This window comes from Bradyrhizobium sp. SZCCHNRI3052 (assembly GCF_032484895.1).
GTDB lineage: Bacteria > Pseudomonadota > Alphaproteobacteria > Rhizobiales > Xanthobacteraceae > Bradyrhizobium.
This window is the reverse complement of sequence record NZ_JAUETW010000011.1, coordinates 34,043-51,106: the sequence shown is the minus strand read 5'-3', so window position 1 is coordinate 51,106 and position 17,064 is coordinate 34,043. Positions and strand designations below refer to the sequence as shown.

At 66.7% G+C, this 17,064-nt stretch carries 12 protein-coding genes; 6 read left to right on the top strand and 6 right to left on the bottom strand.

Translation table 11 applies throughout. The features are described from left to right. Positions 1 to 138 precede the first annotated feature (138 nt). Positions 139 to 1,857 carry an outer membrane beta-barrel protein gene (locus tag QW887_RS25715; RefSeq protein WP_316186087.1) on the bottom strand — a complete coding sequence of 573 codons (1,719 nt, stop codon included), beginning with the start codon at positions 1,855 to 1,857 and terminating at the stop codon, positions 139 to 141. A 170-nt stretch (positions 1,858 to 2,027) separates the two neighbouring features. Here QW887_RS25715 and QW887_RS25710 point away from each other — a divergent pair, with 170 nt between their 5' ends. After that, positions 2,028 to 3,029 carry a KpsF/GutQ family sugar-phosphate isomerase gene (locus QW887_RS25710; RefSeq protein WP_315716550.1) on the top strand — a complete coding sequence of 334 codons (1,002 nt, stop codon included), beginning with the start codon at positions 2,028 to 2,030 and terminating at the stop codon, positions 3,027 to 3,029. Between the two features lie 51 nt (positions 3,030 to 3,080). On the opposite strand, the gene QW887_RS25705 is transcribed toward QW887_RS25710, so the two are convergent. Further along, on the bottom strand, positions 3,081 to 3,623 hold the full coding sequence (locus QW887_RS25705) for a carboxymuconolactone decarboxylase family protein (protein WP_316186088.1): 543 nt from the start codon (positions 3,621 to 3,623) through the stop codon (positions 3,081 to 3,083). Between the two features lie 142 nt (positions 3,624 to 3,765). Between QW887_RS25705 and QW887_RS25700 the strand changes: the two genes are divergently transcribed. From QW887_RS25700 to QW887_RS25690, 3 genes are all read left to right on the top strand, one after another. After that, entirely contained in the window at positions 3,766 to 4,035 is a 270-nt protein-coding gene (locus QW887_RS25700; RefSeq protein ID WP_315716709.1) for a winged helix-turn-helix transcriptional regulator, read from the top strand. Positions 4,036 to 4,122: 87 nt separating this feature from the next. Then, positions 4,123 to 4,938, top strand: a complete 816-nt coding sequence (locus QW887_RS25695) for an arylamine N-acetyltransferase (RefSeq protein WP_316186089.1) — start codon at positions 4,123 to 4,125, stop codon at positions 4,936 to 4,938. Positions 4,939 to 4,953: 15 nt separating this feature from the next. Then, entirely contained in the window at positions 4,954 to 5,769 is an 816-nt protein-coding gene (locus QW887_RS25690; RefSeq protein ID WP_316186090.1) for an arylamine N-acetyltransferase, read from the top strand. Between the two features lie 557 nt (positions 5,770 to 6,326). On the opposite strand, the gene QW887_RS25685 is transcribed toward QW887_RS25690, so the two are convergent. Both QW887_RS25685 and gltB read right to left on the bottom strand, forming a co-directional pair. Beyond that, entirely contained in the window at positions 6,327 to 7,775 is a 1,449-nt protein-coding gene (locus QW887_RS25685) for a glutamate synthase subunit beta (protein WP_315716554.1), read from the bottom strand. Between the two features lie 275 nt (positions 7,776 to 8,050). Beyond that, positions 8,051 to 12,787 carry a glutamate synthase large subunit gene (gltB, locus tag QW887_RS25680; protein WP_316186091.1) on the bottom strand — a complete coding sequence of 1,579 codons (4,737 nt, stop codon included), beginning with the start codon at positions 12,785 to 12,787 and terminating at the stop codon, positions 8,051 to 8,053. 549 nt (positions 12,788 to 13,336) lie between these two features. Here gltB and QW887_RS25675 point away from each other — a divergent pair. Continuing rightward, positions 13,337 to 14,290 (top strand): hypothetical protein, encoded by a 954-nt coding sequence (locus QW887_RS25675; RefSeq protein WP_316186092.1) that lies wholly within the window; start codon positions 13,337 to 13,339, stop codon positions 14,288 to 14,290. Positions 14,291 to 14,478: 188 nt separating this feature from the next. Here the strand turns inward: QW887_RS25675 and QW887_RS25670 are convergent, their stop codons facing one another. Both QW887_RS25670 and QW887_RS25665 read right to left on the bottom strand, forming a co-directional pair. Beyond that, on the bottom strand, positions 14,479 to 15,243 hold the full coding sequence (locus QW887_RS25670) for an alpha/beta hydrolase (protein WP_316186093.1): 765 nt from the start codon (positions 15,241 to 15,243) through the stop codon (positions 14,479 to 14,481). A gap of 159 nt (positions 15,244 to 15,402) precedes the next feature. Then, positions 15,403 to 15,882, bottom strand: coding sequence for an Hsp20 family protein (locus QW887_RS25665; RefSeq protein ID WP_315716558.1), 480 nt, complete (start codon positions 15,880 to 15,882; stop codon positions 15,403 to 15,405). A gap of 193 nt (positions 15,883 to 16,075) precedes the next feature. Between QW887_RS25665 and QW887_RS25660 the strand changes: the two genes are divergently transcribed. Beyond that, positions 16,076 to 17,023, top strand: a complete 948-nt coding sequence (locus QW887_RS25660) for an alpha/beta hydrolase (RefSeq protein WP_315769296.1) — start codon at positions 16,076 to 16,078, stop codon at positions 17,021 to 17,023. Positions 17,024 to 17,064 lie beyond the last annotated feature (41 nt).

The following is a 17,064-nucleotide window of genomic DNA, read 5'->3' as shown; positions in this document are numbered from 1 at the left end:
TCCTGCGGGCGAGTTGACCGCTTTGAGCGACAGCCCCACCGCGTCATTGCGAGCGCAGCGAAGCAATCCAGAGTCGTTTCCAAAACCCTGGATTGCTTCGTCGCTGCGCTCCTCGCAATGACGGGGCGAGAGCTGGGTTCAATTCTGCAGCCTCACGCCGACCATCACCACCGTGCCGGAAGAACCGGCGCCGGTGATGTTCGAATCCAGCTTGTCGTAGCGCAGCGTGCCCTTGACCCAGACGTTCCGCGACATCTTGTAGACGAGGTTGCCTTCGGCCGAATAGGTGCGGTCGCTGCGGCCGTAGCCCTGATAGTCGAGCGTGCCGAAGCTGAACTTGCCGATGCCGGTCAGCCAGCGGCGGAAATCGTGGTCGACCTGCACCGTGTAGGTGCGCACCAGCACGCCGGAGGCGCCGGCCACCGTCGTTTCTGCGAGCTGGGTGTCGGAGAGAAACCGCGCGGTGGTCAGCGGCGTCGCCGACCACACCAGCGAGGCCGTGGTGAGGAAGCCCTGCAGCCGGTTGAGCCGCGGGTCGACATAGCTGCGCGTGGCATAGCCCATCGAGACCTCGCCGGTCAGGAGCCGGGTGAACTCGAACGAGGTGCCGGCCTTGGCATAGCCGCCCGAGGAGTCGCGCTGATAGCCCGAGCGATCGACCCGCTGGTCGTGCACGCGGCTGTCGCCCTGGATCTCGGCGAACGGCTTCAGGCCGGGCATGACCTCGTAGGACACCCGGCCGATGCCGCCGAACTGGTTGTAGTTGCGGTCGTCGTTCGACGTCATCGTGCCGTCGGTCAGCTTGCTCTGCTGATAGCTGGTGCGATCGGCGGTGGCGCCCGCCGAGACCTGCAGCCGGTTGAAGCGCTGGTCGATGCCGACGGTGGTGCCGAGCGTGGTGTAGACCGGATAGCGCGCCAATCCAGCTTGCACGCTGGGACTGCCGGGATTGTCGGTCGCGGCACGCAGCCGGAGCTGGGCGCCGACCGAGGTGTCGCGGCTGACGTCGAGGCGGCCGTCGACATGGCCGGTGAAGTCGGGGCGGTCGAGCGTGGTCGGCGCCGAATTGATGCCGCCATCCATGATAGCCGGCAGGGTGCTGCCATAGCCGGTGAAGGAGCCCCGCAGGTCGGCGACGAGGGCGTGACGCTCCCAGTTCGACACCGCCAGGAATTCCGGCGCGATCACCCAGGCCGGCATGCCGCGCGGCTTGGCGAGGCGGGCCGGGTTGCTGTCATAGCCGGCCGAGAGCTCCACCGCGCCCTTGATCAGGAACGGCCCGGCGTAGTCGCCGACCGCGCCGAACGGGTCGTCGTCGATTCTGAGGCGCTTGCGCGGCGGCTGGCCGGGCACGGTGCCGGCCATGGCAGGCGGGAGCGGCTGCCGGTTGGCGGAGGCCGAGGGCGGCAGGGTCGGGCGCAACTGGCCGGTGAGCTCGCCGGACGGCCGCGTGCCGGGGCCCGGCGCCGGCTTGGGCCGCGCCTGGGCGGGATAGTATCTCGGCTTCTTGCGGGTGCGATTCAGCGAATCATAGCCGACATCGGATGCGCCGCTGGCCGCGGGTACACCGGGCAGGGGGACCAGATTTCGTCGTGCGGCCGAGCTGGTCGGCGCAGGCGTCGCGGGCAGCCCTGGCGTCGGGACGGCATCGGTCAGGCCGCTGACCACGGTCCGCCGCAACGGGGAGTCCTGCGGAGCCAGGAAGCCGTCGCGCACCGGCCGGAACACGTCGATGGTCTGCGAGTGCGCCGCATCGGGGCCGAGCGCGCCGAGCAGCAGGCATGCGGCGGAGGCGCCGCGCCACACCGCGCGCCTTCGCGCGCGCCTCGCGCGGCCGCTGTCAGGCCTCCACCCCACGATGAAAATACTCCAACAAAATCAATTGCGTCGTCGGGACACCCGCGCCGCCCGGCAAACCGCGTCGTTAAGGGAGTAAAAACAAATATGGTTAATGGGCTGTTGATGGCGCCTTGCTGCCTTACCCATGCTAAAGAGCGGCGCCTGACTGTTCAGCCTTGGAAGTCCGCATGCCGAGATCGAAGCCGTTGCCCGACACCGCTCCCGCCAACGCAGATATCCAGTCGGCACTGCGCACGCTCGATGCCGGCAGCAACGGCATTGCCGCGATCTCCGCGGCGCTGTCGGGACCTCTGGGAGCGGCCTTCGCCGCCGCCGTCGAACTGATCCGCCAGGCGAAGGGCCGGGCGATCCTCACCGGTCTCGGCAAGTCCGGCCACGTCGCCCGCAAGATGGCCGCCACGCTCGCCTCGACCGGCACGCCCGCGTTCTTCGTGCATTCCGCCGAGGCCGGCCATGGCGATCTCGGCATGATCACCTCCGACGACGTCGTCATCGCGCTGTCGTGGTCCGGCGAGCAGCCGGAGATGAAGACGCTGGTCAACTATACCAAGCGCTTCGCCATCCCGCTGATCGCGGTCACCTCGAATGCGCAATCGTCGCTGGGGCAGGCGGCGCGCATCGTGCTGGAGCTGCCGAAGGCGCGCGAGGCCTGCCCCCACAATCTGGCGCCGACCACCTCGACCCTGATGCAGGCCGCGATCGGCGATGCGCTCGCGATCGCGCTGCTCGAAGGCCGCGGCTTCACCGCGCTGGAATTCGCCAATTTCCATCCGGGCGGCAAGCTCGGCGCCATGCTCAAGCACATCTCGGACCTGATGCGCTCGGGCGACGCGGTGCCGCTGAAGCCGCTCGGCACCGGCATGCCGGATGCGCTGGCCGAGATGTCGGCCAAGGGGCTCGGCTGCGTGGTCATCGTCGATGCTCGTGGTCACGTCGCCGGCATCATCACCGACGGCGACCTCCGCCGGAAGATGCGCGCCGATCTGTTGTCCGCATCGGTCGAGGAGATCATGACGGCGAACCCGCGCACCGTGCGCCGCGAGGCGCTGGCCTCCGAGGCGCTGGAGATCCTGAACTCCGCCAAGATCACGACGCTCATCGTGACGGATGGCTTGAAGCCAGTCGGCATCCTGCACATGCACGATCTGTTGCGGGCCGGGGTGGCCTAGCTCGAAGCGTCGTTTGCGGGCGCCCGGCTGCCGCGCGCTTGGGAAGACCGGTCAGCCTGCGTTGAATCGTGCCGCATCGGCCTCCAGCGGCAGCTGCAGTGCGTTCGCGACATACGACACGGTGCGATAGAAGCCGCACAGCAGGATGATTTCCAGCACCTGATCCTCATCATGATGCAGGCGGAGGCGGGCGAATTCGTCGTCGCTCAAGGTCGACCGTTGGTGCAAGGCATCGACCGCAGCGATCAGGGCCCGTTCGGGGGCCGACCAGCACGCCGCGTCGGCCGGTGCATTCACGGTGGCGTCGATCTGCTGCGCCGTCAGGCCGGCGTCTGAGCCGAAGATGCGGACGTGCACGCCCCATTCGTACTCGCACGCATTCAGCGCGCAGGTCCGATCGATGACGATCTCGCGCTGACGCAGGGACAGCGGGCCGCGGTCGAGCAGGCTGCCGCCGCGAAATTTGGTCCAGGCGCGCGCATGGCCGGCCATCACCCGGAACAGCATCAAGGGCGGCGCCCCGCGCATGATCTGGTCGAATTGCGCCTGGATGTCGGCCGGGTAGGGCGGCTGCAGCGGGGCGATCCGGGGCATGGCGGTTCCTCCTGTGCGGTGCTACATTTACTGTAGCGGTATGCTACGCTTTCCGTAGCGCTTGGCAAGCTGTTGGAGAGTTTTCGTGCCGAAAGACGTTCAACCGCGCCGGGTGCGCGGCTCGCGCTCGGGCCGGCCGGTCATGGCGCTGCTCGATCTGTTGGGCCGGCGCTGGTGCCTGCGCATCGTCTGGGAGCTGCGCGACGACGCCCTGACCTCCCGGGCGCTGCGCGCGGCCTGCGACGAGGCCTCGCCGACCGTGTTGCAGGCGCGGCTGGACGAGCTGCGCGAGGCGGGCTTCATCGTGCTGGGCGACAGCGGCTACGAGCTGACGCCATTGGGGCGCGAGCTGTTGGAGACCTTCCTGCCGCTGCATCGCTTTGCCGAGCGCTGGAGCCGGCAGACGGGATGAGCCGAGCTTGGGCACGTGCGCGGTCCCGTTCTGGCCGGGCACGGCGGCGTCGTGCTATGGGCTCGTCCGAGACAGGGAGCAGAGCCGATGCCGGGCGCATTCGATCTGGATAAATATCTCGTGCGCATCGGCTATCGCGGGCCGCTGGCGCCGACGCTCGAGACGCTGGCCGGATTGCAGGCCGCCCATGTCGATGCGATCGCCTTCGAAGGCATCGATCCGCTGCTCGGCCGGCCCGTGAACATCGATCTCGCCTCGGTCCAGGCCAAGATCGTCGACGGCCGCCGCGGCGGCTATTGCTTCGAGCAGAATGCGCTGCTGAAAGCGGCGCTGCAGGCGATCGGCTTTGCGGTGACGCCGCTCTCGGCGCGGGTGCGCTGGCGGCTCGATGCCGATGCGCCGCTGACGCCGCGCACGCACATGATGCTGAAGGTGGACCTGCCGGAGGGGCCTCATCTCGCCGATGTCGGTTTCGGCTCCTGCCTGCTCGATACGCCGCTGCAGATGGTTGCCGACATCGAGCAGCCGACCGCGATGGGTACGTTCCGTCTGACGCTGTCTGATGGGCTGTATTGGCTCGCGGCGAAGCAGCCGGCCGGCTGGCGCACGATGTATGTGTTTGATCTGGTGCCGCAGATTCATGCCGACTATGTGCTCGGCAACTGGTTCACCTCGACCAGCCCGTTGACGCCGTTCACCTCGATGCTGATCCTGGAGCGGTTGACGCGTGAGGCGCGCTACAAGCTGGTCAATCGCCGCCTGGTCATCGAAGCGCGCGATGGCGAGGTGAGGAGCGAACGGATCATCGAAACGCCCGAGACGCTGCGCAGCGTCATCGAGGAGGTGTTCGGGCTCACGCTGCCGGTGCCCGTCGATGTGATCTGGAAGCGCATCGAGAGCTGACGGGAAAGCGTTGCGATGGCCTGCGAGCTTCAGCTGGATTCCTATCTCGCCCGCATCGACTATCGCGGGCCGCTCGCGCCCGACCTGTCGACGCTCGCAGCGCTGCAGGCCGCGCATGTCGACGCGCTGCCGTTCGAGGCGCTCGATCCGCTGATGGGCCGTCCCGTCCATGTCGACCTGCCATCCGTGCAACAGAAGCTCGTGCTCGGCCGCCGCGGCGGCTACTGCTTCGAGCAGAACGTGCTGTTCCAGGCCGTGTTGGAAGCGGTCGGCTTCGAGGTCACCGGCCTGACGGGTCGCGTGCGCTGGCGCTCGGCGCCATCAGATCCGCTCGGGCCGCGCCAGCACATGATGCTGCTGGTCGAGGTCGATGGCCGCCCGTATCTCGTCGATGTCGGCTTCGGCATCTGCATGATGGATGCGCCCATTCGTCTCGAGCTCGGACCCGAGCAGCAGACGCCGATGGGAACGTTCCGCGTCGGCACGTGGGACGGGCTCTATACGGTCAGCGCGAAGCAGCCGACGGGCTGGCGCATGATGTATGCGTTCGACCTCGCGCCGCAGATCCATGCCGATTATGTGCTCGGCAGCTGGTACACCTCGACCAGCCCGAACGTGCCGGCCACGCATACGCTGATGATGGAGCGTGTCGAGCCCGGCATACGTCACAAGCTGGTCACCCGCCGCTATCAGCGGCAGGCGCGCGATGGCGAAGTCGTCGAGGAGCGTTTGATCGAGAGCGCTGCCGAACTCGGCCGCGTCATCGACGAGATCTTCCGGGTGACGCCGCCGGTGCCGGTCGAAGACATCTGGGCAAGGACCAAGGCCTGATCACTCTCCGATGACGCGAGTCAAAACGCGTATTCGCGTGATCAGCGCGGACATGATCACGCGCGAACTGCATTTGAATGGAATGCCGGCGCGGCCATTGTGCTTATCTTAAGAGTCGCAGCTTTAGGTTGCGGGAACCAAGGGGGCTCGCGGCGTCCTGCCGTCGAACAGTGGGGACCGTCCACATGGCTGACATCGTGATGCTCGCGGTGCGCGCAATCCTCGAAGGCACGCCCGCTGCCGAGCCGGGCCGCTGTCGCTGCACGCGGCCTCATCCCGCCTGACATCGGAGCCGCGCGAGGCGCGGCTCATCCGAGCTGGCCCGATGGCCAGAACGGGTGGGGGCTTCACGGTGACACGTCGACCCTGACGCTTCGACGCTCATCCGATCGATCATGGACCGTCGACCTGACCTGCCACTTCAGGCCGTGCGGAGATTCATGTCGAGGAAGCCCCCACCCCTTTTTTGTTTCACGTTCTGCTGACTGGATGCGATCTTGACCCAACAGTCGGTGCAAGCCCGTCCAGTTAGCGAAACAGGGTGTTCACGCCACGGCTCAGCGCGGCAGCTCGGTCTTGCCCATCAGGAACTTGTCGACGGCCTGGGCGCACAGGCGGCCCTCGCGGATCGCCCATACCACCAGGGACTGGCCGCGGCGCATGTCGCCGGCGGAGAAGACCTTCGGCAGCGAGGTCTGGTAGTCCGTCAGGTTGGCCTTGACGTTGCCGCGCGGGTCGAGATCGACGCCGAGGCTCTTGAGCAGGCCCTCATGCACCGGATGGACGAAGCCCATCGCCAGCAGCACCAGATCGGCCGCGAGCACGAACTCGGTGCCGGGAATCGGCTTGAACTGCGCGTCGACGCGGACGCAATGCAGCTTCTTGACCGCGCCGTTCTCGCCTTCGAACTTCTGGGTCAGCACCGCGAACTCGCGCGCCGCGCCTTCGGCCTGGCTCGACGACGTCCGCATCTTCAGCGGCCAGTTCGGCCAGGTCAGCGCCTTGTTCTCACGCTCCGGCGGCGCCGGCATGATCTCGAGCTGGGTCACCGACAGCGCGCCCTGGCGCAGCGAGGTGCCGATGCAGTCGCTGCCGGTGTCGCCGCCGCCGATCACGACGACATGCTTGCCGCCGGCCAGGATGTCGGTCGCGTTCACGGGCTCGTTGCCGACTCGGCGGTTCTGCTGCGGCAGGAAGTCCATCGCGTAATGGATACCGGTGAGATCGCGGCCGGGAATCGGCAGGTCGCGCGGGGCTTCCGCGCCGCCGGTCAGCGCCACCGCGTCGTAATCCTTCAGCAGCGACGTCGCATCGAGGCCGTCCTTGCCGCCGACATTGACGCCATAGTGGAAGGTAACGCCTTCGCCTTCCATCTGGGTGATGCGGCGGTCGATGATGCCCTTCTCCATCTTGAAGTCGGGAATGCCATAGCGCAGCAGGCCGCCGGCCTTGGCGTGCTTCTCAAAGACATGGACGTCGTGACCGGCGCGCGCCAGTTGCTGGGCGCAGGCCATGCCGGCGGGGCCGGCGCCGACGACCGCAATCTTCTTGCCGGTTTTCACAGCGGCCGGCTCCGGCTTCAGCCAGCCGTTCTCCCAGGCCTTGTCGACGATGGCGCATTCGATCGTCTTGATGGTCACCGGATTGTCGTCGATGTTCAGCGTGCACGACGCCTCGCACGGGGCCGGGCAGATGCGGCCCGTGAACTCGGGGAAGTTGTTGGTCGAGTGCAGATTTCGCGACGCCTCTTCCCAATTGCCGTTGTAGACGAGGTCGTTCCAGTCCGGGATCTGGTTGTTGACTGGACAGCCGGTGGTGCCCGGCGCGGCCGAGCCGGTGCCGTGGCAATAGGGAATGCCGCAATTCATGCAGCGCGCCGCCTGGTCGCGCAGCTCCTTCTCGGAGAGCGGTACCACGAACTCGTTGAAGTTCTTCAGACGCTCGGCAACCGGCGCGTACTTGCGATCGTGCCGCTCGATTTCGAGAAAACCTGTGACCTTGCCCATGACCTACGACGTCCCTTGTCATCGTTTCCGTCATTCCGGGACGGCGCGTTAGCGCCGGACCCGGAATCTCGAAGTTGTGGGGCGAGATTCCGGGTTCGCGCTTCGCGCGCCCCGGAATGACGCCGTCTCTCATTCGCTCCGTCATTGCGAGGAGTGTCAGCGACGAAGCAATCCAGACTTTCTCCTGGGCCCTGGATTGCTTCCGCCTACGCCCCAAGGGGCTTCGGCGGACAAGTCGCTGCGCTCGCAATGACGCCTTGGTTGTGGCCTGCGCCTCAGGCCCCGATCGCGATCTTGGGCTCGGCGTCGGCGTTGGCGGCGAGCTCCTTCAGGGCACGGCGGTATTCGACCGGCATCACCTTGCGGAACTTCGGCGCGAAGTCCTTCCAGTTCGCCAGGATGTCGGCGGCGCGCTTGGAGCCGGTCGCCTTGGCGTGGCGCGAGATCAGCACGTGCAGCCGCTCGACGTCGGACGCCAGCAGGTTCTTGAACACGTCGACCCGGCCATGCGCCTCGAGGTCGCCCATCTGGTGATAGGTGTCCTCTGCGATCATCTCCTCGGACAGCACCGGTTCGAGCTCGACCATCGCCATGTTGCAGTGCTTGTCGAAGTCGCCGGCCTCGTCGAGTACATAGGCGACGCCGCCCGACATGCCGGCCGCGAAGTTGCGCCCGGTCTTGCCGAGCACGACGACGATGCCGCCGGTCATGTATTCGCAGCAATGATCTCCCGCGCCCTCGACCACGGCGACCGCGCCCGAGTTACGCACCGCGAAGCGCTCGCCGGCGATGCCGCGGAAGAAGCACTCGCCGGAGATCGCGCCGTACATCACGGTGTTGCCGACGATGATCGATTCCTCCGGCACGATGCCGGAGTTGCGTGGCGGCTTGACGATGATGCGGCCGCCCGACAGGCCTTTGCCGACGTAGTCGTTGCCTTCGCCTTCGAGCTCGAAGGTGACGCCGTTGGCGAGCCAGGCACCGAAGGCCTGACCGGCGGTGCCCTTCAGGCTGACATGGATGGTGTCCTGCGGCAGGCCGGCATGGCCGTAGATCTTGGCCACCGCGCCGGACAGCATCGCGCCCGCCGAACGGTCGGTGTTGTTGATCTCGGCCTCGATCTTGACAGGCGCGCCGCGGTCGAGCGCGGGCTTGGCCTGCTCGATCAGCTTGCGGTCGAGCACGGCCTCGAGGTGATGGTCCTGCGCCTCGGCGTGATGGATCTTCTGGCCCGGCGCCTCCTTCTGCTTGACGAACAGCTTGGAGAAGTCGAGGCCCTTGGCTTTCCAATGCGCCACCAGGCGGGACTGGTCGAGCATCTGGGTCTGGCCGACCATCTCGTTGAACGAACGGTAGCCGAGGCTCGCCATGATCTCGCGGACTTCCTCGGCGACGAAGAAGAAGAAGTTGATCACGTGCTCGGGCTGGCCGGTGAAGCGCTTGCGCAGCACCGGGTCCTGGGTGGCGACGCCGACCGGACAGGTGTTGAGATGGCACTTGCGCATCATGATGCAGCCGGCGGCGATCAAGGGGGCGGTGGCGAAGCCGAATTCGTCGGCGCCGAGCAGGGCGCCGATGACGACGTCACGTCCGGTGCGGAAGCCGCCATCGACCTGGACCACGATGCGGCTGCGCAGCCGCTCGCGCACCAAAGTCTGGTGCGTTTCGGCAAGGCCGATCTCCCACGGCGAGCCCGCATGCTTGATCGAGGTGAGGGGAGAGGCACCGGTGCCGCCCTCGAAGCCCGCGATCGTCACATGGTCGGCGCGCGCCTTGGCAACGCCGGCGGCAACCGTGCCGACGCCGACCTCGGAGACGAGCTTCACCGAGACCTGGCCGTCGGGATTGACGTTCTTCAGGTCGTAGATCAGCTGCGCGAGATCCTCGATCGAGTAGATGTCGTGATGCGGCGGCGGCGAGATCAGGCCGACACCCGGCGTCGAGTGGCGCACCTTGGCGATGGTGGCGTCGACCTTGTGGCCGGGCAGCTGGCCGCCTTCGCCGGGCTTGGCACCCTGCGCCATCTTGATCTGCATCATGTCGGAGTTGACGAGATATTCCGTCGTCACGCCGAACCGGCCCGAGGCGACCTGCTTGATCGCCGAGCGCATGGAATCGCCGTTGGGCAGCGGCTTGAAGCGGTCGGCTTCCTCGCCGCCCTCGCCGGTGTTCGACTTGCCGCCGATCCGGTTCATGGCGATCGCGAGCGTGGTGTGCGCCTCGCGCGAGATCGAGCCGAACGACATCGCACCCGTGGCGAAGCGCTTGACGATCTCCTTCGCCGGCTCGACCTCGTCGAGCGGGACCGGCTTGCGCTTGTCGTCCTCGGCCGACTTGATCCGGAACAGACCGCGCAGGGTCAGAAGCCGCTCGGACTGCTCGTTGAGCAGCCTGGCGAACGCCTGGTAGCGCTCCCTGGAATTGCCGCGCACCGCGTGCTGGAGCGTCGCGACCGATTCCGCGGTCCACGCATGGTCCTCGCCGCGGGTGCGGAAGGCATATTCGCCGCCGACGTCGAGCGCGGTCTTGTAGACCAGCGCGTCGCCGAACGCGTCGCGGTGGCGGCGCGTCGTCTCCTCGGCGATCTCGGCGAGGCCGACGCCTTCGATGCGGGTGTGGGTGCCGTAGAAGAACTTCTGCACGAACTCGGCCTTCAGGCCGACCGCATCGAATATCTGCGCGCCGCAATAGGATTGGTAGGTCGAGATGCCCATCTTGGACATGACCTTGAGCAGGCCCTTGCCGATCGACTTGATGTAGCGCTTGACGACCTCGTAGTCGCTCAGCGCGCCCGGCAGCTTGTCCTTGAGCGCGATGATGGTCTCGAAGGCGAGATAAGGATTGATCGCTTCTGCGCCGTAGCCGGCCAGGCAGGCGAAGTGATGCACCTCGCGCGGCTCGCCCGACTCCACCACGAGACCGACCGACGTGCGCAGGCCGGTGCGGATCAGGTGATGATGCACGGCGGCGCAGGCGAGCAGCGACGGGATCGGAATCCGGTCGGCCGAGACCATGCGGTCGGACAGGATGATGATGTTGACGCCCTCGCGCACCGCGGCTTCGGCGCGGCCGCAGAGATCGTCGAGCACCTGCTCGAAGCCGGCCGCGCCCAGGCTCGCATCGAAGGTGGTGTCGAGCGTGCGCGAGACGAAGTGGCTGTCGGACACTTGCGAGATCGAGCGGATCTTCTCGAGGTCCGCATCGGTCAGGATCGGCTGATGCACCTCGAGCCGCTTGGTCGAAGCGACGCCTTCAAGGTCGAACAGGTTCGGCCGCGGACCGATGATCGAGACCAGGCTCATCACCAGCTCCTCGCGGATCGGGTCGATCGGCGGGTTGGTGACCTGGGCGAAGTTCTGCTTGAAGTAGGTGAAAAGCAGCTTCGGCTTGTCCGACAGCGCCGAGATCGGCGTGTCGTTGCCCATCGAGCCCGTGGCCTCCTCGCCGGTCGCCGCCATCGGCGTCATCAGGATCGCGATGTCTTCCTGGCTGTAGCCGAACGCCTGCTGCCGGTCCAAGAGCGGCAGGTTGGTGCGCGCGCCCGTGGTCGGCGCATCCGGCAGCTTCTCGACCTGGATCTGTGTGCGCGCGAGCCACTCGGTGTAGGGATGGCTGGCGGCGAGCTGCGCCTTGATCTCGTCGTCCGGGATCAGGCGACCCTCCTCGAGATCGACGAGCAGCATCTTGCCCGGTTGCAGCCGCCACTTGGTGACGATCTGCTCCTCCGGAATCTTCAAGACGCCCATTTCGGACGCCATCACGATGCGGTCGTCCTTGGTGACGAGGTAGCGCGCCGGCCGCAGGCCGTTGCGGTCGAGCGTGGCGCCGATCTGGCGGCCGTCGGTGAAGGCGATCGCGGCCGGGCCGTCCCACGGCTCCATCAGCGCGGCGTGATATTCGTAGAACGAGCGGCGCTCCTCGCTCATCAACGGATTGCCGGCCCAGGCTTCCGGGATCATCATCATGACCGCGTGCGGCAGCGAGTAGCCGCCCTGCACCAGGAACTCCAGCGCGTTGTCGAAGCAGGCGGTGTCGGACTGGCCTTCATAGGAGATCGGCCAGAGCCGGCTGATGTCCTTGCCGAACAGCTCCGAAGACACCGACGCCTGCCGCGCCGCCATCCAGTTGACGTTGCCGCGCAGCGTGTTGATCTCGCCATTATGCGCGATCATCCGGTACGGGTGAGCCAGCGACCAGGTCGGGAAGGTGTTGGTCGAGAAGCGCTGATGCACCAGCGCCAGCGCGCTCTCGAAGTCCGGCTCGTGCAGGTCGGCGTAGTACTTGCCGAGCTGGTCGGCCAGGAACATGCCCTTGTAGATCACGGTCCGGCACGACATCGAGCAGGGGTAATAGCCCGACATGCCGCGGTCACGGCGCTGATAGATCGCCTGCGAGATCGACTTGCGGAGGATGTAGAGCTTGCGCTCGAACTCGTCCTCGGTCTTGGCGGCGCCGTTGCGGCCGATGAACACCTGCATGCTGCGCGGCTCGGTCGGCTTGACGGTCACCCCCAGCGAGGAGTTGTCGGTCGGCACGTCGCGCCAGCCGAGCAGCACCAGGCCTTCGTCCTCGATCTGGTCGGCGATGATGCTCTTGATGACGTTCCGCCACGCTTCGTCGCGCGGCATGAACAGCGCGCCGATGGCGTATTCGCCCGGAGCCGGCAGCGTGAAGCCGAGCTCCTTCGCCTTGCGCGAGAAGAAGGCGTGCGGGATCTGCACCAGGATGCCGGCGCCGTCGCCGAAGCGCGGGTCGGCGCCGACGGCGCCGCGGTGCTCCAGATTGCAGAGGATGCTGAGCGCGTCCGCGACGATCTGATGCGACTTCTGGCCCTTGATGTTGGCGATGAAGCCGACGCCGCAGGAATCCTTCTCCTGGCTCGGGTCGTACAGACCTTCGGCTTCAGGACGCCACGTATGCAGCTCGCGGGTGATTTCGGCCGGTTTCTCATGCGAATCCACAGCCAGCACCGCGCCGCCCAAAATTCCGTGCTCGACCTTCGATCCGCTCATATCCGTCCCCATAAATTATTGGTCAGGGCCTTCACCACAGTCCGGTACAGTCCGTCCGGCGCACCCCGGGCGCTGCGCGGGCCCCTCTCCGGAGCCAACGCTCGTCCTTCTCAGCGAGCCGCATTTGCAGAATTCAGGCCAGTGTCCGGGGGACCATGTCCCCGCTGGACGACCGCGGCCTGTTCATGTCGCAGCGCCCTCAGGCGCCGTAACATCATTGCAAAGTCTCGGTCACCTTTGCAACGAAATTTTAGACAGCATTTCTGTCCTAAACCGCAAGATGCCAAACTTTAACCTATCACACAAGCACTGCGGAGTCCTGAGGTCCGGGCGCCGCACACGCTCATTCCCCGGCAAATCTTCCGCTTCTGCCACTGACCGATCGATCCGGCCGGGCCGGCGATCACGCGCCGCGCTCGATTTTGAAACCTAACGCCCCGATCCCGCCCTCTCGCCGACCCAGGACCGCCGGAATCACGGCAGAACTTCCGCGGCACTTGAGAAGAAGCGAACAGCTTCACGTGCGGGGGCATGCAGGAGCTTTGAGCCATGAAGTTGCTAGTTGGAGTCGTCTCGGCCGCGTTGATCGCGCCGTTTGCCGCGCAGGCCGAGCCGTTGCCGCCACAGGGCGTCCGTGCGCCCTACACGGTGGTCTCCGATTTCGATACGCCTTATTCGGACCTGCCGCCGCCGGCCGTCGTGCCCGCACCGCCGCCGCGTTACGGCTATCGGCCGGGCCCTGACTACGGCTACCGCGACGAGCGCTATGTGCCGCCGGCGCCGGTCTACCGTCAGGACGGTTACCAGCAGGAGTATGGCTATGCACCGGCGTTCCTGCCGGTGCATGAGGTCTATGCGATTCTGCGCGACAACGGTTTCTCGCCGCTCGGCGCACCGCGCCAGCGCGGCAATGTCTGGGTCGTGGCGGTGCTCGATCGGCAGGGCGAGGACGGCAAGCTCGTGGTCGATGCGCGCTCCGGCCGCATCCTCCGCTTCGTGCCGGCGTTCCAATGGGGCGAGGAGTACGAGCGGATGCGCTATGAGCCGAGCCCGCGCGGCGGCCTCGACCGCCTGTCGCCGCCGAGCGTGATCCGGGCCGATCCGCGCCTGGTGCCGCCGATGCCGGCTGCGCCGCGCGTTGCCACCGCGGTGCCGGTCCAGCCGAAGGTGCCGACGCCTGCCGCACGGCCGAGTGCTCCGGCACCGCAGACCGCCGCGCTCAATCCGAAGCCGGCCGAGGCGGTCAAGCCGGTCGCGCCCAGCCCCGCGGACATCAAGCCGGCCGAGGCCAAGGCTTCAGAGGCCAAGCCTTCAGAAGCCAAGGCTTCAGAAGCCAAGGCTTCAGACGCAAAGGCTTCAGACGCAAAACCCTCTGAGCCGAAGCCGGTGCAATCGGCCGCGGCCGCGCCGCAGACGACGGGCTCCGTCGCAGCGCCCACGGCGAAGCCGGTGCCCCAGATCCTGCCGACGGCAAAGATGCCGGCTGTACAGGGTTTGGAATAGAGGCAGTCAGACGGTCTGCCCGGCCGCTTGCCACCACCAAAGCTGTCATCGCCCGGCCTCGACCGGGCGATTTCGTAAACACCGGCATCTCGGTCAGTCACGACTGCCGCGGCGACCTGGATGCCCGCTTTCGCGGGCACGACAGGTCGTTTGGAGCAGCCGATGAGATCCCAGCGCGATCGGTCGCACTACTCGTGCTGACCGGCGGCCTTCAGGATCAGATCAGCGATCTCCTTCGGATGCGACACCAGCGACAGGTGCCCGGCGTCGAGCTCGATCGTGGTCGCCTTCATGCGGTGGGCCAGGAAGCGCTCGAAATCCGGATCGATCGTCTTGTCCTGCTTCGACACCGCATAGAATGACGGCTTGTCGTGCCACGCCGCCTGGGAGGTGCGGTTGCCGAAGATCGTCGCCGCGGTCGGCCATTGCACCGCATAGAGCTCCTTCGCCGTCGTTGCATCGACACCATTGGCGAAGTCCTTCAGGAAGGCGTCCTCGTTGAGCTTGGTCTCGCCGTCGTGGTCGACGATGCCGGCGCGTGCCGGCGGTGTCGGATATTGCCCGGCGAGCTTGACGAAATCCTCGCCCGCATCGGGGGCCCGGGCCGCGACATAGACCAGCGCGCTGACCTTTGGATCGGTGCCGACCTCGCTCACGACCGTGCCACCCCAGGAATGGCCGACCAGCACGGCCGGCCCATCCTGCTCGGCCAGGGCGCGGCGGGTGGCGGCCGCAGAATCCGCCAGCGAGGTCAGCGGATTCTGCACGGCCGTGACCTTGAGGCCGGCCGCCTGCAGATAGGGGATGACCTTGGCCCAGCTCGAGCCATCGGCCCAGGCGCCGTGCACCAGCACGACGTTGTGGACCTTGGGCGGCTGCGCGGGCTCGGCGAGGGCGGCGCCTGCGGAGATCAGCAGCGCGGCGGCGCAGGTGAGGGTCCGAAGAAGGTTCATGTCACGGCTCCAAGCCCGGTTGACGACGATCATTGGCGTCTTCGCGAGCTGAGAGCAGGCCGTTACCAGTGGTCACGATCGTTTGACTGCACTGCAGCAAGGCATGAAAAAACGCCCCGGTTGCCCGGGGCGCTCCTATTCCAGAATGAGGATGTGCTGTTAGGCGGCGGCCTTCTCGGCCGAGCCTTCGATCACCGGCTGCTCGGCGGCCTGCGCGCCGGTCGAGATCGGAATCGAGCGGGGCTTCTTCGCTTCCGGAATCTCGCGTACGAGGTCGACGTGGAGCAGGCCGTTTTCGAGGCTGGCGTTCTTCACCACCACGTGGTCAGCGAGCTGGAACGAGCGCTCGAAGGCCCGGGCGGCGATGCCGCGATACAGCACCTCGGCCTTTTTGCCGTTCTCGTTGGCGGCCTTCTCGCCCTTGATCGTCAGCGTGTTTTCCTTCGCGACGAGGGAGAGCTCATCCTTGCCAAAGCCGGAGACGGCGACGGTGATGCGGTAAGCGTTCTCACCGGTGCGCTCGATGTTGTAGGGCGGATAGCCGGGGGTGGGCTCGGCGGTGGCCTGGTCGAGCAGCGAGAACAGACGGTCGAAACCGACGGTGGAACGATAGAAGGGGGTGAGGTCGTAGGTACGCATGGTCAAAGTCCTCCATTGAGCGACTGTTGGCTAACCCGCCCGCCATCGGGCCGGGCTGTCGTGCAGCCTGACGCGGCCTGCACGATCTCGATATGGGCCGGACGTTTCGACCTTCAAGGGCGCCCAAGACCTGCTCTTTTTGCCGTTCCACCCCTTGATTCCCGCTGCCTTTCACCTATTCGATGGGCGCCTCATGACGCTCGTCTCGATTCCCGCCAATCCCGTTCCCGAAAACGTCACTGCCGGCACCATCAAGACCCCTGATGGCGCCGAGCTGCGCTTTGCGCGCTGGGCGCCGCCGGCCGGGCGCAAGGGCACGGTGTGCGTGTTCACCGGCCGCAGCGAGATGATCGAGAAGTATTTCGAGACGGTGCGCGATCTGCGCGATCGCGGCTTTGCGGTCGCCATCATCGACTGGCGCGGCCAGGGCCATTCGTCGCGGCGCCTGCGCGATTCCCGCAAGGGCTATGTGCGCTCGTTCTCCGACTACGAGACCGACGTGGAGACCTTCGTCACGCAAGTCGTGCTGCCGGATTGTCCGCCGCCTTATTTCGCGCTGGCGCATTCGATGGGCGGCACGGTGCTGCTGCGGCTCGCGCATGCCGGCAAGCGCTGGTTCGATCGCGTCGTGCTGTCGGCGCCGATGATCGACCTTCCGGACAGCCGCACCGCGCTGCCGGCGCGGCTGTTGCTGCGGGCGATGCGCATCGCCGGACAGGGCGGCCGCTACGTGCCGGGCGGCAACGACGAGATCAGCGGGCTGGCGCCGTTCGTCAACAATCCTCTGACGTCCGATCCGGTCCGCTATGCCCGCAACGCCGCGATCCTCGAAGAAGATCCGACGCTCGGCATCGCCTCGCCCACGGTCGCCTGGGCCGACGCGGCGTTCTCGGCGATGATGACCTTCCGCGGCATGACCTATCCCTCCCAGATCCGCCAGCCGATCCTGATGCTGGCGGCCTCCAGCGACACCGTGGTGTCGACGGCTGCGATCGAGGAGTTCGCCTATCATCTGCGCGCCGGCTCGCATCTCGTCATCGCCGGTGCCAAGCACGAGATCCTGCAGGAGCAGGACCGCTACCGCTCGCAGTTCTGGGCCGCGTTCGATGCCTTCGTGCCGGGCACGCCGCTGTTCGGGTGAGTGTGCTGCTGGACACTCCCGGGGACGGCGAGCTAGCTAGA

Coding starts and splice junctions, on each gene's coding strand:
- QW887_RS25695 (WP_316186089.1), top strand. CDS start 4,123: ATGCCGGGCGCATTCGATCTGGATAAATATCTCGTGCGCATCGGCTAT.
- QW887_RS25710 (WP_315716550.1), top strand. CDS start 2,028: ATGCCGAGATCGAAGCCGTTGCCCGACACCGCTCCCGCCAACGCAGAT.
- QW887_RS25670 (WP_316186093.1), bottom strand. CDS start 15,243: ATGAACCTTCTTCGGACCCTCACCTGCGCCGCCGCGCTGCTGATCTCC.
- gltB (WP_316186091.1), bottom strand. CDS start 12,787: ATGAGCGGATCGAAGGTCGAGCACGGAATTTTGGGCGGCGCGGTGCTG.
- QW887_RS25705 (WP_316186088.1), bottom strand. CDS start 3,623: ATGCCCCGGATCGCCCCGCTGCAGCCGCCCTACCCGGCCGACATCCAG.
- QW887_RS25685 (WP_315716554.1), bottom strand. CDS start 7,775: ATGGGCAAGGTCACAGGTTTTCTCGAAATCGAGCGGCACGATCGCAAG.
- QW887_RS25675 (WP_316186092.1), top strand. CDS start 13,337: ATGAAGTTGCTAGTTGGAGTCGTCTCGGCCGCGTTGATCGCGCCGTTT.
- QW887_RS25665 (WP_315716558.1), bottom strand. CDS start 15,882: ATGCGTACCTACGACCTCACCCCCTTCTATCGTTCCACCGTCGGTTTC.
- QW887_RS25660 (WP_315769296.1), top strand. CDS start 16,076: ATGACGCTCGTCTCGATTCCCGCCAATCCCGTTCCCGAAAACGTCACT.
- QW887_RS25700 (WP_315716709.1), top strand. CDS start 3,766: ATGGCGCTGCTCGATCTGTTGGGCCGGCGCTGGTGCCTGCGCATCGTC.
- QW887_RS25690 (WP_316186090.1), top strand. CDS start 4,954: ATGGCCTGCGAGCTTCAGCTGGATTCCTATCTCGCCCGCATCGACTAT.